General features: G+C 60.9%; 19 protein-coding genes and 1 tRNA gene. 9 read left to right on the top strand and 11 right to left on the bottom strand.

Translation table 11 applies throughout. The annotated features are described in order from the left end of the window. The first annotated feature begins 21 nt into the window (after positions 1–21). A complete protein-coding gene (locus QHC67_RS08410) occupies positions 22–1,221 on the top strand; it encodes a cyclopropane-fatty-acyl-phospholipid synthase family protein (protein WP_319293161.1) in 1,200 nt (399 codons plus the stop codon). Here QHC67_RS08410 and lon read toward each other — a convergent pair. Both lon and QHC67_RS08420 read right to left on the bottom strand, forming a co-directional pair. Beyond that, complete coding sequence (lon, locus tag QHC67_RS08415; RefSeq protein WP_319293163.1) at positions 1,203–3,614, bottom strand: endopeptidase La; 2,412 nt, start codon at positions 3,612–3,614, stop codon at positions 1,203–1,205. The genes QHC67_RS08410 and lon overlap by 19 nt on opposite strands. Further along, positions 3,611–4,036, bottom strand: coding sequence for an Hsp20/alpha crystallin family protein (locus tag QHC67_RS08420; protein ID WP_319293165.1), 426 nt, complete (start codon positions 4,034–4,036; stop codon positions 3,611–3,613). The genes lon and QHC67_RS08420 overlap by 4 nt, the downstream gene beginning before the upstream one ends. A gap of 174 nt (positions 4,037–4,210) precedes the next feature. Between QHC67_RS08420 and QHC67_RS08425 the strand changes: the two genes are divergently transcribed. Further along, positions 4,211–4,705, top strand: a complete 495-nt coding sequence (locus QHC67_RS08425; RefSeq protein ID WP_319293167.1) for a nuclear transport factor 2 family protein — start codon at positions 4,211–4,213, stop codon at positions 4,703–4,705. Between the two features lie 145 nt (positions 4,706–4,850). On the opposite strand, the gene QHC67_RS08430 is transcribed toward QHC67_RS08425, so the two are convergent. The 9 genes from QHC67_RS08430 to QHC67_RS08470 all read right to left on the bottom strand — a co-directional run bounded on the left by QHC67_RS08430 (position 4,851) and on the right by QHC67_RS08470 (position 15,421). After that, positions 4,851–4,927: transfer RNA gene (locus QHC67_RS08430), tRNA-Pro, on the bottom strand. A 126-nt stretch (positions 4,928–5,053) separates the two neighbouring features. Beyond that, positions 5,054–6,925 carry an ABC transporter ATP-binding protein gene (locus QHC67_RS08435; RefSeq protein ID WP_319293169.1) on the bottom strand — a complete coding sequence of 624 codons (1,872 nt, stop codon included), beginning with the start codon at positions 6,923–6,925 and terminating at the stop codon, positions 5,054–5,056. A gap of 3 nt (positions 6,926–6,928) precedes the next feature. Continuing rightward, positions 6,929–8,731 carry an ABC transporter ATP-binding protein gene (locus QHC67_RS08440; protein ID WP_319293171.1) on the bottom strand — a complete coding sequence of 601 codons (1,803 nt, stop codon included), beginning with the start codon at positions 8,729–8,731 and terminating at the stop codon, positions 6,929–6,931. 21 nt (positions 8,732–8,752) lie between these two features. Continuing rightward, complete coding sequence (locus tag QHC67_RS08445; RefSeq protein ID WP_319293173.1) at positions 8,753–9,811, bottom strand: ABC transporter substrate-binding protein; 1,059 nt, start codon at positions 9,809–9,811, stop codon at positions 8,753–8,755. A gap of 24 nt (positions 9,812–9,835) precedes the next feature. Beyond that, positions 9,836–11,197: an LLM class flavin-dependent oxidoreductase gene (locus QHC67_RS08450; RefSeq protein ID WP_319293175.1), complete on the bottom strand. Its 1,362-nt coding sequence runs from the start codon at positions 11,195–11,197 to the stop codon at positions 9,836–9,838. A gap of 59 nt (positions 11,198–11,256) precedes the next feature. Continuing rightward, on the bottom strand, positions 11,257–12,003 hold the full coding sequence (locus QHC67_RS08455) for a class II aldolase/adducin family protein (protein WP_319293177.1): 747 nt from the start codon (positions 12,001–12,003) through the stop codon (positions 11,257–11,259). 11 nt (positions 12,004–12,014) lie between these two features. Next, positions 12,015–13,130, bottom strand: coding sequence for an ABC transporter substrate-binding protein (locus QHC67_RS08460; RefSeq protein ID WP_319293179.1), 1,116 nt, complete (start codon positions 13,128–13,130; stop codon positions 12,015–12,017). A gap of 146 nt (positions 13,131–13,276) precedes the next feature. Continuing rightward, positions 13,277–14,383 (bottom strand): sigma-54 dependent transcriptional regulator, encoded by a 1,107-nt coding sequence (locus QHC67_RS08465; protein WP_319293180.1) that lies wholly within the window; start codon positions 14,381–14,383, stop codon positions 13,277–13,279. 87 nt (positions 14,384–14,470) lie between these two features. After that, positions 14,471–15,421, bottom strand: coding sequence for an ABC transporter substrate-binding protein (locus QHC67_RS08470; RefSeq protein WP_319293182.1), 951 nt, complete (start codon positions 15,419–15,421; stop codon positions 14,471–14,473). Between the two features lie 414 nt (positions 15,422–15,835). On the opposite strand from QHC67_RS08470, the gene QHC67_RS08475 reads away from it, so the two are divergent. The 7 genes from QHC67_RS08475 to QHC67_RS08505 are packed head-to-tail and all read left to right on the top strand — an operon-like array spanning position 15,836 to position 21,280. Beyond that, positions 15,836–16,951: an ABC transporter substrate-binding protein gene (locus QHC67_RS08475; protein ID WP_319293183.1), complete on the top strand. Its 1,116-nt coding sequence runs from the start codon at positions 15,836–15,838 to the stop codon at positions 16,949–16,951. Continuing rightward, positions 16,951–17,754 carry an ABC transporter permease gene (locus QHC67_RS08480; protein WP_319293184.1) on the top strand — a complete coding sequence of 268 codons (804 nt, stop codon included), beginning with the start codon at positions 16,951–16,953 and terminating at the stop codon, positions 17,752–17,754. The genes QHC67_RS08475 and QHC67_RS08480 overlap by 1 nt, the downstream gene beginning before the upstream one ends. Then, positions 17,751–18,521: an ABC transporter permease gene (locus tag QHC67_RS08485; RefSeq protein ID WP_319293186.1), complete on the top strand. Its 771-nt coding sequence runs from the start codon at positions 17,751–17,753 to the stop codon at positions 18,519–18,521. The genes QHC67_RS08480 and QHC67_RS08485 overlap by 4 nt, the downstream gene beginning before the upstream one ends. Before the next feature lie 14 nt (positions 18,522–18,535). Further along, on the top strand, positions 18,536–19,390 hold the full coding sequence (locus QHC67_RS08490; RefSeq protein WP_319293188.1) for an ABC transporter ATP-binding protein: 855 nt from the start codon (positions 18,536–18,538) through the stop codon (positions 19,388–19,390). Then, a complete protein-coding gene (locus QHC67_RS08495; protein ID WP_319293190.1) occupies positions 19,390–19,998 on the top strand; it encodes a nitroreductase family protein in 609 nt (202 codons plus the stop codon). The genes QHC67_RS08490 and QHC67_RS08495 overlap by 1 nt, the downstream gene beginning before the upstream one ends. Next, positions 19,995–20,957, top strand: coding sequence for an LLM class flavin-dependent oxidoreductase (locus QHC67_RS08500; protein WP_319293192.1), 963 nt, complete (start codon positions 19,995–19,997; stop codon positions 20,955–20,957). The genes QHC67_RS08495 and QHC67_RS08500 overlap by 4 nt, the downstream gene beginning before the upstream one ends. Before the next feature lie 11 nt (positions 20,958–20,968). Further along, entirely contained in the window at positions 20,969–21,280 is a 312-nt protein-coding gene (locus QHC67_RS08505) for a hypothetical protein (protein WP_319293194.1), read from the top strand. The last annotated feature ends 74 nt before the right edge of the window (positions 21,281–21,354 follow it).

Genomic DNA, 21,354 nt, shown 5'->3' on the forward strand with positions numbered 1-21,354 from the left:
GGACTGCCATAGCCTCCCGCCATGCAACTCTTCGGCCGCTTTCTGAAGACTCTGATCCAAAAGGGTGCGCTCGAGGTCGTCGACTTCCGCGGCCGGAGGTATCGTTTTGGCGATCAGACCAGCCCCGTAGCGCCCGTCTGCATCCGGTTCACCGACAGGGCGACGCCGCGCCGGGCCACGTTCAATCCCGCGCTCGAACTTGGCGAAGCATATATGGACGGGAGGATGGTGGTCGAGCGAGGCGACATCCTCTCTTTCCTCGACCTCATCGGGCTGAACACGCATTGGGATGACGATGACGCGGTGCGCCTGAGACATTGGCGCCCATGGCGGCATCTCGGGCGGCTCGATACATGGAACTGGCAACGGCGGTCGCGGCGCAACGTCGCGCATCATTATGACCTGTCCGACCGGCTCTATCGGTTGTTCCTGGACGACGACCTTCAATATAGCTGCGGCTATTTTCCCGATCCGGGCATCGGTCTTGAGGAAGCGCAGGCCGCCAAGAAGGCGCATATTGCGGCAAAGCTGGCGCTGCGGCCTGGCCTGCGCGTGCTCGACATAGGGTGCGGCTGGGGCGGGATGGCCTTGTATCTCAACAAGGTCGCAGACGTCGATGTGCTGGGCATCACCCTCTCTCAGGAGCAATTGAGCGTGGCGCGCGAGCGCGCAACTACAGCGGGCGTTGCCGATCGCTTGACGTTCGAATTGCTCGATTACAGGGCCGTCAGCGGCCAGTTCGACCGGATCGTGTCCGTGGGCATGTTCGAGCATGTCGGCCCGCCGCATTACCGCACCTTCTTCGACCATTGCCGCCGCTTGCTCAAACCGGACGGCGTCATGCTGCTGCACACGATCGGGCGTGCGGACGGCCCCGCCCCGACCGACCGCTGGCTTGCCCGCTACATCTTCCCCGGTGGCTATGTTCCTGCGCTGAGCCAGATCGCTCCGGCAGTCGAGGACGCGCGATTATGGATCACGGACATCGAAGTGCTGCGTCTCCACTACGCCCGGACGTTGCGCCACTGGTATGCGCGAACTACCACCGGGCGGCAGGCCATCGTCGATCTCTATGACGAGCGTTTCTTCAGGATGTGGCAATTCTATCTGGCAGGGGCGATCGTCGCCTTCGAGCATGATGCGCATCTCAACTTCCAGATTCAGCTCACGCGCCGACGCGAAGCCCTCCCGCTGACGCGGGACTATATGACCTCTGGCTGAGCCTCCCCAACGGGATTCAGTCCGCTCTCGATCGCATCCTCGACCTTCTCCAGCCAGATGAATTCCAGTTTCTCACGCGCGTTGATCGGAATATCGTCATAGTCGCGGCGATTGCGCGCGGGCAGCATCACGCGGGTGATACCGGCCCCCGCAGCCGCTACGACCTTCTCCTTGATACCTCCGACAGGCAGCACCAATCCCCGGAGCGATATCTCCCCCATCATGGCGGTATCGCTGCGCACCGCCTTGCCGGTCAGCAGAGATGTCAGCGCCATGAACATCGCAACGCCGGCGCTCGGCCCGTCCTTGGGTGTGGCGCCTGCAGGGACATGCACGTGGATGTCGCTTTTCTCGAAGGGCTCCGCGTCAATGCCCAGGCTCTCCGCTCGACTTTTCACGAGACTAAGCGCTGCCTGCGCGCTTTCCTTCATGACGTCGCCCAGTTGCCCCGTCAGGATGAGCCTTCCAGCGCCGGGCATTTTCGTAGCCTCGATGAACAGGATGTCGCCGCCCACCGGCGTCCATGCCAGGCCCGTCGAAACGCCCGGCACGCTGGTGCGCTGCGCAACCTCATTTTCGAAGAGCCTGCCGCCCAGCACGGGCTCCAGTTCCGCCTCGGTCACTCGAATATGCGTTTCGCTGCCCTCGGCAATTCTGACGGCGGCGCTTCGGATCGTCTTGCCGATCTCCCGCTCCAGGTTCCGGACGCCCGCCTCCCGAGTATAGTGGCGAATGATCGCGCCCAGTGCGTCATCGTCGACCTCGACTTGCCCGGCCGTCACGCCGTTCGCCTCAAGCTGCCGCTGCACCAGATAGTTGCGGGCAATGTGGAGTTTCTCCTCCTCGGTATAGCCCGCAAGCGAGATGATCTCCATGCGGTCACGTAACGGCCCCGGTATCGTGTCCAGCATGTTGGCAGTGGCAATGAACACCACGCGGCTGAGATCGAAGGGCACGCCGAGGTAATTGTCGCGGAACGTCCCGTTCTGCTCAGGGTCGAGCACCTCAAGCATCGCTGCTGACGGGTCGCCCTGAATACCACGGCCCAGCTTGTCGATCTCGTCCAGCATCATCACGCAATCCCGCGTGCCGACCTTCCGGATCGCCTGGATGATGTTGCCAGGCATGGCGCCGACGTAGGTCCGCCTGTGCCCGCGGATTTCCGCCTCATCATGGACGCCGCCCAGACTGACTCGCACGAAGGCGCGGCCCATGGCTCTTGCGATCGATTGCCCCAGCGACGTCTTGCCCACTCCGGGAGGGCCGACGAAGCACAGGATCGGCGCCTTGCCGCCCGGTGCCAGCTTGCGGACAGCCAGATATTCGACGATCCGCCGCTTGATCTTGTCGAGGCCATAATGATCCGCGTCCAGCACGGCGCGGGCCTCTCCGATGTCGATCGGTTTCGCTTCCGGCAACGCCCAAGGCAATTCGATCAGCCAGTCGAGATATGTCCGGATGATGCCATGTTCGGCAGCGCCTTCAGGCATGCGCTCCAGTCGCCGCAACTCCTTCGTCGCCTGCTTTTCGACGTCCTCCGGCATCGCCGCTTTCGCGATCGCTTCGCGAAGCTCTGCGATTTCAGCGGAGTTGCCTTCGTCTTCGCCAAGCTGGCGCTGAATGGCGGCCATTTGTTCGCGAAGCAGCACCTCTCGCTGGCGGTTGCCAAGCTTCTCCTGCACATCGCGTCCGATCTCGGCGGACAGCCTCAAGACCTCCAGCCTCTGGGCGAGCAGTTGGGAAACGCGGTCCATCCGCTGTTCGAGCGAAAGTGTCTCTAGGATCTCCTGCTTCTCATCGGTCGTGACGTCCAGATAAGCGGCCACCATATCGGCCAGGGCAGCCGCGGAGCCGATGTTCCGGATAGCGTCGGCCAGGCCCTGTGGAGCCTGCGGAAGGATCTGCACCGTTTCCAGCGCCTGCCCGCGAAGATGAATCAAGCGTGCTTCTATGGCAGCTCCATCGGCCGCGGGTTCTGCGATACGCTCGATCCGGGCAACCAGGAAGGGCCAGCCGCTGAGGAACTCGATGACGCGAAACCGTGCCTCGCCCTGAACGATCAGATGATGCGTTTCGTCCTGTCCCGTGATGTACCGAAGCACATTAGCGACGGTACCCATCCGGTGCATGTCGAGCGCGCCGGGGTCGTTCACCTCAGAGTCCCGCTGCGTCAGCACGCCGACGGGCAACCCCTGACGCACCGCTGCCTGCGCGGCGTTCACGGAAGCAGGGCGCCCGATCGTCAACGGCATCACGACATCGGGAAACATGACGAAATTGCGGACCGGCACCACGATGATCGCGTCGGAAGGCAGCGCCGCCATTGCAGCCTGTGCGTCTTCCCCCGCCGCAGGCGCGCCGGGTTGTCCGCCACTGGTGAAGAGGTCGGTCATCGCCGCGCTCCTCCCCTGCTCGCCTTGTGCAGCGTCACCAGCAAGCAACCATTGACGCTCGACCGATGGACTGCGTCATAGCGCCCGGCGGGTAGCGGAAGCCGCCGCTCGAACCGCCCTTGAGGAAGCTCGAGGCGATGGATCCGGGCAGTCCGCAGTTCCGCCGGCAATATTCTGCGGCCGCGCACGACCAGCATACCGTCCTCGATGATCGCTTCGGTCTGTTCAACATCTACCCCTGGCAGAGCAACGAGCACCAGCACTTCATGATCGGTTTCCAGCATGTCGGCTGGCGGCTCCCAGTTGGCTCCGCCTCCCGCCGCACGCCCCGGTGCAAATCCCTGATGGTTGAGGCGCTGCATCTGGTCGAGCAGCACTACAGCGTCGCCCCACATCCATTTGCGCGATCGATCGGAAGTCATGGCACGTCCTCTCCCGGTGGCATCAACGCCCTTCCAACATGTATAACCACCAGCCTCCTATAAGGAAGCGAGCACTCCCGATTTCAAGCCCGCGAGCATGCGGGAGGCTCTCAGCGATAACAATTGCGCCCGCGCGCATGCGATTATAAGATAGCTGCAAGACAGGAGAGACGCATGGGCATATCATTTTCCGCAATAGACCTGCAAACCCGCCTGGAAGTGCAAGACCTGCTCAGCCGCTTTTGTCATGCGCTGGATCGTAACATGACCAAAGAGTGGATCGAGCTTTTCCCCGAAGACGGATGTGTGGAAGCGCCAAGGTTCGGTACGTTTTGCGGCCGCGCTGAAATCGCGCGGCTTCCCGATCTGGTTCGGGAGCATGGCAAGGGATGCTGGCGCCATTACTTGAACAACATGTACATGGATCGAATGCCTGATAGCCGTGACCTTCAGGTTGAAGCCTATTGCACCGTCAGCGACTGGAGCAAGAAGGGCAATGTGGTGCGCTCCTGGGATTTCAGTGCCAGGGTCGGGAAGCGGCGGGGCTGGAAAATAGTCAATCTTCTATTGAGCCCCGTAGCAGCCCTGGAAACGTGCGAACGACCACTGTCAATGCAGTCACCGGCGGTGCCTTTGGTAGCGGACGCAGAACGCTTGCGCGCTAACTGACTGAATACTGTTAGGCGAAGCATGCGCTTGTCGAGGGCAGGATCTTTCAGTTCTTCCCGTCGGCAGGCCTCCAGCAGCCATGCGGAAGACGTGGAAACGTCGATGACGCAGTCCAATCTTACGATTGGCAAGATGATGATGGAGATGGTCGGGGAGACAGGATTTGAACCTGCGACATCCTGCTCCCAAAGCAGGCGCGCTACCAGACTGCGCTACTCCCCGACGCGCCATCCCCTAGCCACTTAGGGTTCCTCTGGCAATGCCTGGATGATCAAGTCTGCGATTTTGGACAATCCAAAGGACGATCACCGGCCCCACCTACGCTTTGAACCGCTTCAAGCGAGGCATTCATGGGATCGCCGCTGCTTCCCTCATTGAAAGTGTATCCATGACGTCACTAGCGAGGATGCCAGCAGACTTCTCGTAGCTGCCGTAGAGTTCTGCATAATGGCCGCCTTGAACAAGCAGGGCTCCATGGGAGCCGACTTCCAGTACGCGGCCATCTTTGATAACGGCGATCCGGTCGGCAGATCGGATGGTTTCCAGGCGGTGGGCAATTACTATTGCCGTGCGCCCCTCGCACAGCATCTGCAGGGCCTTCTGGATGCGCCGCTCGGTGCTGACGTCGATAGCAGAGGTGGCTTCGTCCAGCACCAGTACGGACGGATTGGCCAGATAGGCCCGGACGAGGCACACAAGCTGGCGTTGCCCTTGACTCAGTTGGCCACCTAGCGGTCCCACATGCGTAGAATAACCATGAGGCAGCGAAACCAGCACGTCGTGCGCACCGATATTTTGCGAGGCAGCAATGAGGTCCGAGTCGCTGGCGTCCGGCTTCGCCAGGCGGAGATTATCGAGCACGGTGCCGCTGAAAAGCACATTGTCCTGCAGGACGACGCCTATATGCTGGCGAAGGCTATGTTCCGCGATCGTGCGGATGTCGTGTCCATCCAGAAGTACAGCGCCTTCATCGACATCGTAGAAGCGCGTCAACAACTGGACCAAGGTACTCTTGCCATGACCCGTCGGCCCGACAATGGCGAGCATCTCGCCTGGGTCGATCGCCAGATCAAGCCCACGAAGAACAGGTTGATCCGCCCTGTAGCTGAAATGAATATCCCGAAATTCAATCCGGCCTTCGATGGTCGGTATTGCTGTTGCATCCGGATGATCGACGATGTCCGGCTCAGTATCCAGGAGCAGAAAGATGCGCTGGGCACAGGCCGTGCCGTTGGCGAAGCGTTCGAAGAGGTCGCTGAACTCCTGCAACGGCGCGAGAAACAGAAACACGTAGAACAGGCTCTGGGTCAACTCGCCAAGGCTTAGGGTGCCGAGCGCAATGCCCCTGCCACCGATCACAAGGGTGAGTGCAAGGCCCGCCGTGGTCAGCAGCCCGGTGAAGGGTGCAAACCATCCTGATCGCGCCGATCCATGGATCAGCGAGCTATTGAAATCATGCAAGAGGCCGCTGTATTTGGACAGGTTCTCCCGATCCCTGCCGGACTGCTGGATGAGGCGCACGGCGGCGACAGTTTCAACCAGATGTGCGGTAAAGCGGCTGCGATTTTCCGCTACCTTGGCCCAGCTTCGTTGCGCAACGCGCTTGAACAGGAAGGTGGCCAGGACCAGCACCGGCACTACGGCGACAAGCCCCGCCAGCAACATCGGAGCAATCAGCCACAGCAACAAACCGGCGAGGCACAGGCGCAACACCGCCGACAAAAATTCCGGCGGGCCCTGGATGAGCAGGGGCTCAAGCGTGTCAACATCGCGGTCTGCGCGGGCAATGATGCGTCCCGCCTTCGTCCGGTCGAAATAGCCTACGCTGAGTGTCTGGACATGGGCAAATACGCTCGTACGCAGGTCATTGAGGACGCGGATCGCGGCTATCCCGGAGCAGTATTGGGAAAAGCCACCAAGAACGAAGCGCAAACCCCAGGTCACCGCGAGGCCGACACAGGCCCAAACGATCAATGACGCGTCCGCAGTCGATCCCGCATGCCGCAGGCCCCGGTCGATGACGAGGCCGATCAAAAGCGGGCGCGCAAATATCGCCAACACCTGCACAATTTCTATGCCGATGACTGCCGCAATTTGCAGCCTAACGGGAGCTAACATGGGTAACAGCCGGGACGTCACGCTCTGGTTCAGCGTACGCGTGGAGAATTTTTCCTCCAGTTCGATGTCGGAAAGGGCGGTATCGCCGCGAAAACTATTCACTGGCTAGAGCCCCATCAGCGCGCGGTAATGGGCATTGCCCTGAACCAAGGCGTCGTGCGTTCCCTCGGCGGCTATTCGTCCACCTGCCATCACCATCACCCGGTCGGCTATCAGTACGGTCGACAAACGGCTGGCGACTATCAGCATGGTCAGCGGTGCGGATCGCCCTGCTCGCAAGTTACGGATATTGTCGATTGCGCGCCGTTCGGTCTGCGCATCTAGAGCGCTGGTCGCGTCGTCCAGTACCAGCAGGTCGGCATCGGCGAGCAGCGCGCGCGCGAGGCAGACGCGCTGGCGTTGCCCGCCCGAGAGCGTGGCACCACGGTCTCCAACGCGCGTCTGCAGCCCCTCTCCCAGCCGCCCGAGCAATTCACCCGCCGCCGCCTTTTCCAACGCATCGACAAGCTTCGCATCAGTCCCATCGGGGGCGCAAAGGCGCAAATTCGTCGCGAGCGTGTCGGAGAAGAGAAAGCTCTCCTGGGGCAGCACATGTACGCGACGGCGGAGTTCGCGAAGATCGGCGGAACGCACATCCAGCCATCCGGCTTCATCGGAACCGATCTCTATCAGACCCTCGTCCGCTTCGACCAGCCGCGGAAGCAGGGCTGTCAAAATGCTCTTGCCCGATCCCGTAGTGCCGACCAGCGCGACGATCTCGCCCGGACAGACTTCAAAGCTGAGGTCACGCAACACGGTTGCGCCGTCACCCAGAGGAGACGCGGATACTTTCGAGAGACGGACGCCCAGCGGTCCAGCCGGGAGCGGCCGATCGCCCGAGCGGATGACCGGCCGGGCGTCAAGAACTTCCCATATGCGCGCCGCCGAAGCGCGTGCATCGGCGATCACCTGGAGCAAGCGCCCGATGCCTTCGATCCGCAGGACGAGCGTGTTGACGACCAGCAGCGCGGCAACGAGGGCGCCCAAGCCCAGCGTGGCATGTGCGACCATCCACGCGCCAAGACCCAATACCCATGCGTGAGACAGAGCGATGATCGTTTGAGGCAGGGGCACCTTGCGAGATGCGTGCCGAATGGCCGCGCGGGCTTCTCCCCTGAACAGGTCGACGTGCCGCCGAAAGCGTTCTGCGCGGCTATCCCCTAACGAGAAGGCCTTGATCACCCGTACACCGTTCACGCCTTCGGAAAGATCCTGCGTCACGGCGTCATAGGCATCACCGATCCGCCGATCGAGCGCCACTAGGGCGTCCGCCTCCGACCAGAGCATCGCCACGCCTGCGAAAAGAAGCAGAAGCGGCACGAGCGCCAGCCAGGGCGAGTAGAGACATAGTAGCCCCAGCGAAAATGCAACGATCAAGCCCGTTTCGAAGATCTGCCGCCAGAAATTGATCAGCGCGTCGCGTACCTTATCGGCGTCTCGCGTCATCCGCGTCACCATTTCGCCGACGCCGTGCCGCCAGTGATAGGCAAGATCGAGCCGCTGGATCTGAACGAGAATGCGCTCGCGCAACGTCGTGAGCAATGCTTGGCCGATCGACAGCGAGAGGAGCCCGGCACCATATTGCACGATGGCCCGCGCGAGCGAGAGGCCAATCAAGAAGGCGACCCAGACCCATGCCTGCCCATAGTCCAGATCACCGTCCAAGCCGATCCGCACCAGCCTGCCCTGCTGCGCCTCCTGCACGGCGCGTCCGACAAGCACCTGCTGTGCGACCAGCGCGATGGTCACCGCCGTGAGCAGGAGAGCTGTCAGAACAAACCGCCCGCGCATCTCGCCATAGATCGCCAGGCAGCGCAGTAGTGGACTGCGGCGTAGAAACCGCCCGAACGACTTTTCTCTTACCCCCATAGGCTTTGCCTGACGCTCCGGTTAGCCGGCAAGCGCGAGCGACTGAGCCGCTTCCAGAGGCCGCGGATCGACCCAGGAGCGCACGTCGAAACTCTCCGGAATGAAATTCCAGCGGTGCAGGAAATTGGTGAAATCCTGGATCGCTACGATCGACTGTTCGGCAAGATCGGTCTTGAGCTTCTTCTGTGCATCTTCGCCATAGGCAATGCTCACCCAATATTCGCTGCTATTGGTCTCGCGGGCGAGATAGCGGCGGACATCGGAAGCGTGCGATTGCGCCCACGCTTCCGCCCGAAGCACCTGCTCGACGATGGTGACCGCTGCATCGAAGTGATTGTCGACCAGATGCCCATCGACGACTAGGGTCCGCGGCGTGCCATTGTTGGCGCGCACCAAGGGGTCGGGATGGATGCCCGTATCGATAACGGTGGTGAGTCCGAACTGATGCGCAACCTGTGCCCCATGGGCGCCCTTCAGGAAAATGGCGTCGACTTCACCGCGCAACAGAGCAATCAACTCAAGATTGTTCGCACGAGCCCGGCTCGTGCTACGGCCATTCCAGGCAAGCGTCCCGCCAACCGTTTGTGCCCGACCATCGCTATAGTGAGTCTCGATATCTTGATCGACGATCTCGACATCGGACACTTCCAGCCCCTCTAGTCGTAACGCATTTTCCAGACCGCGAATGGCCTGTGCGCGTGTGAAGTCAATCTCGACGTTCTTCCAGTTGGGCAGGCCGAAACGTCGGCCTTTGAGGTCACGCACGGATGTGATCCCCGATTCCGGGCTGGCCAGGATCAGCTGGGTCTCATCTGCCCATGACAGGCCGATGACGCGCGTATCGCGCCCCCGCGCACGGGCGCTGATCGCCGGAATATTGCCGCCATGGCGCACGCTGTTCTGGACCGTGTGGGAGAAGTGCGATTCCCGCTTGGAGAAATCGGTGGATTCCAGCAGCGAGTTAAGCGTGGTGCCCTGGGCGCGAAACGCCTCTTCCAGCCAACCCTGCTGAATGGCAATGCCTAGTCCGGTCGGCACAGGGCAGCGCGTATACCAAAGCGTTTCGAGTTTCTGGCTCATGAAGATACTCCTTCGGGTGAGGTGTCAGTCGGCAAATTCGGGAGCGGGCGCATCGGACCGCGCAACCCGGGCGTTAGGATTGGCAGGGCGTGGAAGGTCGAGATGCTCGCGCAGGGTCGTGCCTTCATATTCCGAGCGGAACAGGCCGCGGCGCTGGAGTTCCGGAACCACCTGATTCACAAAGTCTTCCAGTGAACTGGGCAGCAGCGGTGGAATGAGGTTGAAGCCGTCAGCCGCGTCTCGCTCGAACCAGTCCTGAATCTGGTCGGCGATATGGATTGGCGTGCCGAGTACCACGCGATGCCCACGTACTGCGTTGAACCGTAAGAAGAGCTGACGGATCGTGAGGTTCTCGCGTCGCGCCAGCGCAGTCAGTTGTCGCCACCGGCCCTTGCCATTTTCAGGCTCGGGCAAGTCAGGGAGAGGTCCGTCGAGCGGATAGGCACTGACATCGTGACCCATCAGATTTAGGTCGCCGGAGAAATCGACCTTCTCTTCAAGCGCGCCGAACTTGTCCTGAGCCTCCTGGAGACTGGAGCCGATCGTATAGGACAGGCCCGGCATGACCTTGAGCGTATCGGGATCGCGGCCATGGGCAGCAACACGCGCCTTCACATCCTTGTAGAAAGCCTGCGCATCTTCGATAAATTGCGCAGCGGCATAGATCATCTCGGCATGGCGTGCCGCCAAATCGCGGCCAACCTCCGAATTGCCCGCCTGTGCGAAAACAGGATAGCCCTGGACCGGACGCGGCATGTCAAGCACGGAGTCGATGCCATAATAGGGGCCGCGATAGTGGACGGGGTGTACGGCATCGGCGTTCAGATAGACGCCGCTCTCCTTGTCCGCGCCATCGAAGGCGTCGTCTTCCCAACTGTCCCACAGCGCCTTTGCCAGCGTCACGAAATCGTCGGCCCGTGCGTAGCGCTCAGCATGACTTGCCGGTTGGTCGATACCGAAGCTCTTCGCTGCGCCATCAGCTAGCGACGAAACGATATTCCAGCCTATCCGGCCGCCGCTGATATGATCGAGGGAGGCGAAGCGGCGTGCGAGCGCGTAGGGCTGCTCAAAATTCGTATTCACCGTCGCCACCAGCCCGATGTGACTCGTAATGCTGGCGAGAGCGGCGGTTGCGGTCAGCGGCTCGAAATCGAGGAAAGCGTGACGACGCCCAATACCTTTGGTGCTGTCGCCGCTCTGGCCCACGAAATCGGCGAAGAAGGCCGCATCCAGCTTGCCGCGCTCGGCCGTCCGGACGAGATCGGCCCAGTAGCGGAAATCGGGTTTGCCCGTGCTGGCGGTGCCCGGCTGGCGCCAGGCACCCGGATGATGGCCGTGCCGCGTCAGGAATACCGCCAAAGCGAGCTGGCGCGTGTTGTTGCTCATGGATAATCGCTCCGGTTGGCGCGGAAAACCCGACGCCCATGGCGGGCGCCGGATGTTCGTTATTCGGCCGCTTCGACGGCTGGCTGGGGCAGATGGATCGTACCGTCGTCGTCCACACGCGCGTCTGGCGGAACCAGCTTGCCCATCTTCCACTGCTGCTCGAGCACGCCGGGGCCGAAAGGCTTCGAACCACCCAGCGCCGCCGCGAGAATCTGGAACTGCGCGCCTTCTTCCAGCAAAACGATGTTGTTGGTGAGATCGCGAAGACCTTTCCAGCTCCAGATCGTCGCGCCGCCGTTTGCCTCGACAATTCCGGGCACTTCGCGGTCCTGCTCGATGGAGTCCAGGATGAAGTCCGGCTCGGGCTGCCGGCGATTGATATAGACCGGCAGCTGGGCCGTGAAGCGGAAGCGGCGATTGGGAACGTAGAGTAACGGCAATTCCGCATGTGCCTGCGAATAGGCACCCAGATGCGGTGTATGGACATGACTGATCGCCTTGAAATCTGCGTATTTCTTGAAGATTTTCAGGTAGCGCGCAGCACCGCCGGGCGCGTTCCCCCAATACAGGGTGCCATCGAAACCGATGACGCTGGTGATCGCCTGATCGGGATCATCTTGCCACAGGCCCGCATAGTTCAGCGTGATGATCTTCTCTTCGTCCGGAATGCGGACGGCGAAAAACAACGTGCCGCTGGGCGAAATGGTCTGGGTTTCGCGCAAGACGCGGAACGCGCGGCGCGCATCCTGTTCTGTTTGCAGGACGAAGCTGATCGCATCTTTCGAAAGTCCATTCATATCGGACATCATCTTTCCTTTCAGGCTGGAATGGCGGCAGGTTGAGGACGTTGCGCGTTGAGGGCGCGTGCCGCTTCGATGGGTCGGGGATCGGTCCAGTCCCGAAGGTCGAAGTCGGCATCGAGGAAGCCGTGCGTGAACAGAAATTTCTTCTGGAGATCAAACAGCGCCAGCCGGTCCGCATCAAGCGTCGGATGCAGACCTTCGTGAAGTCGGCCATAGGCACGATCGACGGCCTCGGCGCTGCCCTCCGTTTCGTACTCCAGTATGTCCCGCAGCCGATCGGGCTGTTCCGCGACCCAGTCGGCGGCACGCAGCGTCACGGCCAAAAAGCGCACCAGCAAGTCGAAGTGATCGTCGATCAGACTTTGGTGTACGGTGATCGGACGGGGGGTGCCATTGTTCACCCGGAACCTGGGATCGGGAAGAGCATCGAGATCGATGGCAACGACCAATCCCGCTTCGCGCGCCTGATCCAACGCAGCCGCACCCTTTACGTAAATGGCATCAACGGTGCCATCGACCAGGGCGTGAATTGGCCACAATCGTCCAACCCCACTGCGCTGCCCCTCGCCGCGTTGTCGCAAGTCACGCCCGCTGCCGCCGATGTTGCGCAGGCGACCGGGCGTTTCGATGAGGTCGACATCATCAAAGGTCAGCTCCGCCGAAGCGAGCACGCCCTTGTAGCCGGCGAGCGACATGCCCCGCGCGATGCTGGTGCCACGCACATGGCTGGGGATATCGTTGCGGCTCCATCCTGGCAGCGCAAGGCGTTTGCCCTTCAAATCCGCAGCGGAGCGAATGCCTGAGTCCGGGCGGGTCAGGATGAGCTGGCTTTCTTCGATCCAGGTCAGACCGACCAGTTTCGTCGGCTCGCCCTGAGCGCGCGCTGCAATGGCGAGCATATTGCCGCCTTCGCGTATGAGGGTCGGCAGGCGGTGATCATAATGGTGACGCCCAAGTTCCGATCCGGATTCCTGTAACGTCCGCACGGCGATCCCCTCCGCTTCGAACGTCTCCGTCAGCCAGCCCAGCTTGTAAGCAATCCCCGTCGCCGTCGGCACAGGGCAGCGCGTAAACCAGATTTCGTCAGGCTGGGACGCCGCCTGAACGGCATGGCTGGGCTGGATCGACATAGCGAAGCTTCTCCGGACGTGGTGTTGCCGGAGAGTTCGCAAGAGCCATGCCAATCGTAAGAGGCCGTAAAAGTCGAGGTTCTCAGAGCACCGTCACGACGCGTGCGGGATATTGCGCAGCGCACCTGCTGCAAATTCACCTGACGCTAGATAAGGTTCAGATTCTTCAGATGCGTACGCACCACATTGCGCGTCACGCCAAGAGCTTCAGCGGTCTTTATCTGGTTCTGGGCATTTTGCTGAAACGCCTGCTTCACGGTGACGGCAACTATGCGGTCGAGAAGATTGTCATGGCTGCCGTGTAGCAAGCGCTCTACGAATGGCCGGGCGGCATCCTCAAGTGATGCACCGTCCGGACTTGCATCCCCGAACTGGGGCGAATCGCCAAGACCGAGGTGGCTCGGCTGGATGCGTCCATCCTCGCAGATCAGCGTGCCGCGATGGATCGCGTTCTCCAACTCACGAATGTTACCGGGCCAGTTGTAGTGAAACAGCGCTTCTTCCGCCGCTGCACTCAACTCAAGGCGACCGATGTTTGCGCGCGTGCCATAGATTTCCAGAAAGTGGCGGGCGAGCGGTAAGATGTCTGCGCGGCGATCTCGTAAAGGCAGGAGGGGAAGCGATACCACCTGGAGTCGGTAAAAGAGGTCGGACCGGAAGCGCCCCTCGTTAACCGCCCGCTGCAATTCCACGTTGGTCGCCGCAATCACCCTGACATTGAGGGGAACGGCCTTGCGCGAGCCGAGACGGACTACTTCACGCTCCTGGAGCACACGCAGCAGCTTGACCTGCAACGGTAAGGAAAGGTCGCCCAGCTCGTCGAGAAACAATGTTCCCCTATTGGCAGCTTCGAACCAGCCGGGGCGGGCGACATTGGCGCCAGTGAAGGCCCCCTTCTCATAACCGAAAAGCTCCCCCTCAATCAGCGATTCGGAAAAGGCGCCGCAGTTTACGGCCACGAACGCAGTGTTAGCCCGGTTGCTGAGGCTGTGAACGTACCGCGCCACCAGTTCCTTGCCGGTGCCAGTTTCGCCCATGATCAGAACATTGGCGTCGCTGGGTGCAATACGCTCTATCAAGGGAAGAAGCGCGCGAGAGCGGGGATCATTGAAAATGAGCGCGCGAGCGCGGGGCCCGGCAGCGTGATGCTGCTCGGAATCGTAAGCGAGGAGCGGTCGCCCCTCGCCGCTTTTTGCCGCTACGAGACCGACCAGCGGTGTTTCGTCGACACGAGATATCGGGTTGCTGGACATGGATCCTCCGTAGTGCGCGGAGAATAGCAGCTTATTGTCTTCTTTTTTAGTAGAAAATAGATCGTACCGGCTAGCTTAACTATCGTTTCAACGATCCAGGACCCTGGAACGCGCTTTATGACGCGCCAGAACTGTCCGTAGAGGTGCGCTGCAAATCCATTTTTCGACGTCGACTGGCGACTCAAGAAAGCCATGAAGCCATAAGAACTGCGCCTGTATCCTCAGCATCTCGATCCTCTCCTCGGCGAGGTCGGGATGCAGGGACCGATGGAAATTGTTCTTGTACGTGCGTTCGACTGCATCGACGTCAGCCAGGGTTTCCTGCGCTATGATCGGCTTTAGTTCGAGTGGATTATTGGCAGCCCAATCAGCGGCGCGAAGGCTTTGTTCCAGAAAGCACTCAACCAGGTCGGGATGGTGATCGATCATGTGTTGGTGGACGACTATGGGACGCGGTGTTCCGTTATTCACTCGGGCGAGCCGGCTTGGGAAGGCATCCAAGTCTAGTCCGACTTCAAGATGGAGACGCGCAGCCGACTCTGCGGCGGCGGCGCCCTTCACATATACGGCATCAACCTTGCCCGCAGCCAACCATTCCAGCCCGAGCCACAGGCGTCGCATTCCTGCCGGGCTCGCACGCTCGACAGGGGGCGCGGGAATTTCGATAAGTTTGACGTCGTCGAGAGTGAGCCCGCCCAGTGCCAAAGCGCTTTTTATTCCATGCAGCGCCATACCGCGCGCGATACTTTCGCCGCGTGATCGCGCATAAGCGGGAAGTGCAAAGCGCATGCCTTTCAGATCGCGCGGTTCGAGTACACCTGCGTCCGACCGGACCATGATCGACTGATGCTCGTCTATCCACGTCAAGCCGATAACGCGCGTAGGCGCTCCCAAAGCGCGCGCGGCCAGCGCCTGAATGTTTCCGCCCTCGCGGAAGAGATGCCGTGACTGGTTCTCCGGATTATTGGCGACAAGGTTCAGTCCCTGCTCTCGCACGCGCTTCACTGTGATGCCCTCACTTCCGAAGGCTTGCGTCATCCATCCTTTGGCGCAGGCGACGCCGGATGCGGCTGGCACGGGGCAACGCGTGATCCAGACAGCTTCCAAATTTCCAGCCGAATTCGCTCGACCAAAACCTTCAGGCATCCTCAACCTCCAGAGGGCCGGTCGGCCACCATTGAAGGTAGCTGCGAGCCGGAGCAGATCACATGAGAGGACGGTCCGCAAGGCTTGTGCCAAAACTATAATGAGGCGGGAACTGCACTGAGACGTGCCTTCTGTCAGATAATAGCTTCATTCTGCGCAACGTGAACCATTTGATTGCCCCAAAATCAGCAGAGCAGTTTCCGTGCATCGGCGCTGCCTCACCTGATCCCTGTCGCGAAGCAGTTGGCACATGATGTGCATAGGTGAGGCAGTCCCGCATCATGTTCGACAAAGGGAACAATCATTGTGACGTATCGAAATTTCTTTCGCCCTTTGTCTGCTTTGCGTGATTTTCTGCTCGTACTATTTGCGCTGTCGGCTGCGCTGGTTCTCGCTGGATGCAGCGTATCCGGCAGTGGATCCGGCAGTGCGGAGGCTGTCAAGACAGTAACGATCGCGTCCATTGCCTACCCTTACAAAGGCAAGCAGGTCTTCAACGGTCTCAATGGCATTGTTTTACAGCAGAGCTGGTTGAAGGAGCAGTTGGCGAAGAAGGGTGCCGAACTCGTTTTCACCCCGGTGTCCACTGCGGTCGGCGGCCCCCTGATCAACGAGGGTTTTTCAGGTAAGCGGATCGACTTCGCATCTTATGGGGACTTCCCGGCCACTATTGCCTTAGCCGGGGGCATCCCCCTGAAGATTGTCGCACCGGTGGGACAAGGGCAGGATGTGTATCTGGTCGTGCGCAAGGGGCTCGCCGCAAAGAGTCTGGCCGACCTGAAGGGTAAGCGCATCGCTCTGCATCGCGGCCGCCCCTGGGAACTGCCATTCTCCAAGCTGGTCGACAGCAAGGGGTTGAAGCTTGATGACTTCAAGATCGTCAACATCAATCCTTCCGCCACTCCGGCCGCTTTGCAATCGGGCAGCGTCGACGCGGCAGTGTTGTTGTCGGATGGCCTGCTGGTCCAGCAAAAGGGGATTGCTAACGTGATCTGGTCGACCAAAGAGGCGCCTGCCGACTGGAAAATGCGCGCCGAGCTGTTCGGCCGGGCCGATTTTGTTGATGCCCACCCGGACCTTACCCAACTCGTCGTGGAAGCCTTCGTCCGTGCAGCCGCATGGTCAGCAGATGAAGCGCACAAAGCGGAGGTCATCCGCAACGCCGCGCGCGGCGCAATGCCCGAAGAGATCGTCGCGCAGGATTATGCCAATTCGCACATTGTGTGGAGGGAGCGCTTCTCGCCCATCTTCAGTTCTGCGGTGCGCACCCATTACCACTCGGTTGCCGACTACGCGCTGCAGCGTGGCCTGATCAGAACAAAGGTAGACGCCGACGCGCTGATCGACGACCGTTTCGTGAAGCAGGCGCTCAGGGATCTCAAGCTGGAGGATTTCTGGGCTCAGGACGGGCAGTCGCACTGATGGCCAGCCACGCCCCGCACTACGGTCCACGTATCTTCAAACATCGTCTGCAAGCGCCGCGCTTGCCTCTTGGCGCACTCATCGCTCCGCTCGTGTTGCTCGGTGCGTGGCAACTCGCCTGCCTGACGGGGTTATTCCCGCCGCAGGTGTTGATACCCCCAAGCGGCGTTGCCCGCGCGTTGCTGGACATGGCTGCATCCGGCGAATTGCAGCGCCACGTAGGCGACAGCCTTCACCGGCTGATCATCGGGTTCATCATCGGTGCGCTCGCCGGCATGGCGTTTGGCGCAACCATGGCGCTCTCACGGCTGACGGAAGCAGCGCTGTCGCCGCTGTTCCTGACATTGTGGCAAGTGCCGGTCATTGCATTCGTTCCGGTGATGGTGATGTTCCTGGGGATCGACGAACCTTTCAAGCTTGCCGTGGTCGCTATCGCTGCGTTCTTCCCGATGGCGCTGGCGACGTTCGATGGCATCAAGGGCGTACCGCGAAACTGGTTCGAAGTAGCCAAGATCTATCGGCTCAACGTGTTCCAGCTTATCGGCCGCATTCTGTTGCCCGCAACTGTACCTGCCGTGCTGACGGGTCTGCGCGTTTCACTGACGCGAGCATGGGTGGTGTTGATTGCCGCGGAACTGCTCGCCGCCGACAGCGGCATCGGCCAGATGATGGAAATGGGCCGCCAGCTTTTTCAGATTGACGTGGTGCTGGCAGGAGTCGTGGTGATCGGGCTTGTCGGCTTTATGCTCGACCGTGGGGCACGCTGGATCGAGGCCCATGCGTCGCGCTGGAGAACGGCATGAACGACTGGCTTTCCCGTTTCCCCGCCAGGGTAGCCGTCGGGCTGGTCGTCCCTGCCCTGCTCGTCCTGTGGTGGCAGTCGCACAGCAGCCCATCGCTCTCCACCTTTGCGCCGCCGTCATCCGTGGGGACGGCGCTCGTCGACATGTTGCGTAGCGGCGATCTGGCCCGCGACACGCTGGCAACCCTGCAACGTGCTTTCACAGGGCTGGCGATCGGTACGCCGTTGGGGGTGGCGGTGGGGATTGCGATGGGCATCTTCAAACCGCTCGATCGCCTTTTAGGTCCGTTGCTGCATGCGCTTCGTCAAGTGCCTATGATTGGCTGGCTGCCCCTCATGGGGCTATGGTTCGGAGTGGGAGAAGGCACCGAGTTGATCGTCATCAGCATGTCCGCTTTTTTCCCTTCGATGCTCAACGCCCATGCCGGTGTCGCGCAGGTCGAAAGCCGGTACCTCGACGTGGGCGGAGTTTTGCGGTTCAGTACGGCACAGAGCATTCGCTACATCCTGCTGCCGGCTGCAATGCCCCTGGTGCTTACCGGTATCACGCAGGCACTGGCCTTTGCGTGGATATCGACGATCGGCACCGAGTTGCTGACAGGCGCGGGATCGGGACTGGGCGTCTCCATGGCGCAGGCGCAAATGCAGCAGCGGCTCGACGTCATGCTGGTCGTTATCGGCGTCACGGCCGCGCTCGGCTTCATCATCAATCATCTGTTCCGTCGCGTGCGCAAATCCGCGCTGCGCTGGCAACCTTCCGTACAATGATCAGGAGATCCGGCATGAATGCCCATCCCTATGTCCATGCAGATCCTTCGACAGGTCCCGTCAACCGCGGTGCGTTAACGATCAGCAACCTTAACAAGAGCTTCCAGATCGGTGGTCAGCCGCGCCGGATACTCGACAGCATCAACCTTGATGTACGACCGGGTGAATTCGTCAGCATCGTTGGTGCATCCGGTTGCGGCAAATCGACTTTGCTCCGGCTGATCGTTGGCCTGGACACCGATTTCAGCGGCGAGCTTCGTCTGGATGGTGAGCGCATTGTCACCACCAGCCTGGATCGCGGCATCGTCTTTCAGGATCACCGGTTGTTTCCGTGGATGACGCTGGAGCAGAATATCGAACTGGCGCTGCTCAACACCGATGCGCCCAAGGCACGGCGCGCGCAGATCGTTGCCGATCACATCGCGCTGGTGAACCTGAAAGGGTTCGAAAAAGCCTATCCGCACCAACTGTCGGGCGGCATGGCACAGCGCGCCGCCATCGCCCGCGCGCTTGTCACCGAACCCCGACTGCTCCTCCTGGATGAGCCCTTGGGCGCGCTCGATGCTCTGACCCGGGTTCATGTGCAGAACGAACTGCAGCGGATCTGGATGTCGCAGCGCTCTACCATGGTGATGGTCACGCATGACGTGGAAGAAGCGCTGTATCTGGGTGACAGGGTGATCGTGATGTCACCCAATCCTGGGCGCATACGCCGCATCGTAGATGTGGACTTGCCTCATCCTCGTGATCGGCGCTCGCCCCTCTTGCACCGGCTGAAGGACGAGATTTTGGCTGAGTTGACGTCGGGCGCCGACGACGAGAATGGTGCGGACAATCTGGTTCATCTGCCTAGCAGGGAGGTTCGCTGATGAGCCGCTCGCCTGACCATCCCATCAATTCCATGTTCTTCGAACGCTGGTCGCCACGCAGCTTCACGGGGGAAGCGATTCCCGACGCGGTCCTCCAAAGTGCTTTCGAAGCCGCGCGCTGGGCGCCATCCGCAATGAATGCGCAGCCCTGGCGATTTCTCCTCGCGAGGCCGGGCGACGAGCACTGGCAAACCTTTATAGACGTAATGATGCCGCGCAATCGACTATGGGCGGCGAAGGCTTCGGCGCTTGTCGTGATCCTGTCGGAACGTCAACTGGACCGGCGCGACGAGAGAGTTGATAATCACTCCCATAGCTTCGACGCTGGTGCCGCCTGGGCGAATTTTGCGCATCAGGCTCTGCTGCTGGGCTGGCACACCCACGGCATAGGCGGTTTTGATAATGACGCGGCGCGAGAGCGCCTCGCAGTTCCTGACGACTTCGCAATCGAAGCAATGATCGCACTTGGCCGACAGGGTGGCATCGAAGCGCTCCATGCCGATTTTCACGTCGGTGAAGCGCCGAATGGCCGCAGGCCGCTGGCCGAGACCGTTTTTGCCGGAACACTCGATGTGTCCGCCTTTGCCGAGGAAGAGGAGGCCGCATGACGCTGAATATCCACTGGCTGCTTGACCCGGCCTCCGATCCGCAGCGCTCCGAACCGGGCGCGGAGCGACATCTGCCTTCCCTCGTCCGTGACCGCCGCGCCGACACGCGCAATCGGTTCGATTATTATATTCAGATCGCGCAGGCGGCAGCACAGACGGGTTTTGACGGGCTGTTCGTGCGGCACCGGATCGAAGCGGATGAAAGCCGGATCGTCGCCGCCGTGACCGCGAGGGCTGTGTCCCGGCTATCAGTGGTGGCGGAGTTTCCCGCCTCGGTCGGCTCGGCAGTCTATGCTGCCAAGCAAGCAACGACCCTGCAGCGATCGACGGGAGGGCGCTTCGGCTGGGCGATTGCGCCTGATGCGGACGGCACAATACGAGAAAGCGAGGCGGATTTCGTAGCGAACGGCGATCTGCAGCAGCGGCTGGACGAATTTCTGACCGTCGCGCGCGGGGTTCACGAGCGATGCCCCTTTACGTTCAAGGGCAAATTTTTCGAGGTGGAGAACGGTGGGTTCGAAGCGCCGCTCACTCGCCACCCTTTTCCGAAAGTCTATCTTCAGGGAGAGGATGATGCGGCGCTGGCCGTGTCGGCGCGCCATGCCGATGTTCATCTCTTTCGGCCTGCATCACTGAAGGAGCTTGCTCCGCGCATTGCCCGGCTGAAAGCGCTGTCGGAAGCTCAGGGGCGAGAGGTTGCCGCCGGATTGATCCAGCCGTTGCTCGTGCGCGAGGATCAGGGAAGTGCCGAACGGGACGCCCAGACGCTGGGGCTGGAGCCCACCGTGCTGGTAGGTAGCTACGACGCGGCGGCTGCACAGATCGCCGACTATGTTGCCGCGGGAGTAAGCGAACTGCTGCTGGAGGCTTCCCCGGCGCTTGAGGAAGCCTATCGCGTGGGTCAACATGTGTTGCCGCGCCTGCGGCCTATCACTGACGCTGCCCGTCGCGCTGCTTGAGGGAGAAGGTCATGTCCATCGATTTTTACTGGCGGCTACCCACTCATGGTTGCCACAACAGCCTGCAAACCAGCGGCTATGAGCGAGGTGACTGGTCGCCGCTAAAGTCCGGCAACGTTGCGCCGGGCCTCGATGCGCATGGTGAGGCTGATGACTTTACCTACATCGATCATCTCGCCGCCATCGCCAAGGCCGCAGAAAGCGTGGGCTTTCAGGGCGGACTGATCCCGTCCTTTCCCAATACGGATGATCCCTGGGCGATTTCACCATTGTTGGCGCGAGAGACGCGCAGCTTCCGGTTCATGATCGCCTTCCAGCCCTGATCTGCCCCCTTCTGAGTGGTCCAGAATCTCTGTTATTTTGGATTATGAAGGAGTTTGGAAATGGGCAAGAGGCA

It is taken from the genome of Sphingobium sp. (assembly GCF_033795625.1).
GTDB lineage: Bacteria > Pseudomonadota > Alphaproteobacteria > Sphingomonadales > Sphingomonadaceae > Sphingobium.

Coding starts and splice junctions, on each gene's coding strand:
- QHC67_RS08410 (WP_319293161.1), top strand. CDS start 22: ATGCAACTCTTCGGCCGCTTTCTGAAGACTCTGATCCAAAAGGGTGCG.
- lon (WP_319293163.1), bottom strand. CDS start 3,614: ATGACCGACCTCTTCACCAGTGGCGGACAACCCGGCGCGCCTGCGGCG.
- QHC67_RS08420 (WP_319293165.1), bottom strand. CDS start 4,036: ATGACTTCCGATCGATCGCGCAAATGGATGTGGGGCGACGCTGTAGTG.
- QHC67_RS08425 (WP_319293167.1), top strand. CDS start 4,211: ATGGGCATATCATTTTCCGCAATAGACCTGCAAACCCGCCTGGAAGTG.
- QHC67_RS08440 (WP_319293171.1), bottom strand. CDS start 8,731: ATGGGGGTAAGAGAAAAGTCGTTCGGGCGGTTTCTACGCCGCAGTCCA.
- QHC67_RS08445 (WP_319293173.1), bottom strand. CDS start 9,811: ATGAGCCAGAAACTCGAAACGCTTTGGTATACGCGCTGCCCTGTGCCG.
- QHC67_RS08450 (WP_319293175.1), bottom strand. CDS start 11,197: ATGAGCAACAACACGCGCCAGCTCGCTTTGGCGGTATTCCTGACGCGG.
- QHC67_RS08455 (WP_319293177.1), bottom strand. CDS start 12,003: ATGTCCGATATGAATGGACTTTCGAAAGATGCGATCAGCTTCGTCCTG.
- QHC67_RS08460 (WP_319293179.1), bottom strand. CDS start 13,130: ATGTCGATCCAGCCCAGCCATGCCGTTCAGGCGGCGTCCCAGCCTGAC.
- QHC67_RS08465 (WP_319293180.1), bottom strand. CDS start 14,383: ATGTCCAGCAACCCGATATCTCGTGTCGACGAAACACCGCTGGTCGGT.
- QHC67_RS08470 (WP_319293182.1), bottom strand. CDS start 15,421: ATGACGCAAGCCTTCGGAAGTGAGGGCATCACAGTGAAGCGCGTGCGA.
- QHC67_RS08480 (WP_319293184.1), top strand. CDS start 16,951: ATGGCCAGCCACGCCCCGCACTACGGTCCACGTATCTTCAAACATCGT.
- QHC67_RS08485 (WP_319293186.1), top strand. CDS start 17,751: ATGAACGACTGGCTTTCCCGTTTCCCCGCCAGGGTAGCCGTCGGGCTG.
- QHC67_RS08490 (WP_319293188.1), top strand. CDS start 18,536: ATGAATGCCCATCCCTATGTCCATGCAGATCCTTCGACAGGTCCCGTC.
- QHC67_RS08495 (WP_319293190.1), top strand. CDS start 19,390: ATGAGCCGCTCGCCTGACCATCCCATCAATTCCATGTTCTTCGAACGC.
- QHC67_RS08500 (WP_319293192.1), top strand. CDS start 19,995: ATGACGCTGAATATCCACTGGCTGCTTGACCCGGCCTCCGATCCGCAG.
- QHC67_RS08505 (WP_319293194.1), top strand. CDS start 20,969: ATGTCCATCGATTTTTACTGGCGGCTACCCACTCATGGTTGCCACAAC.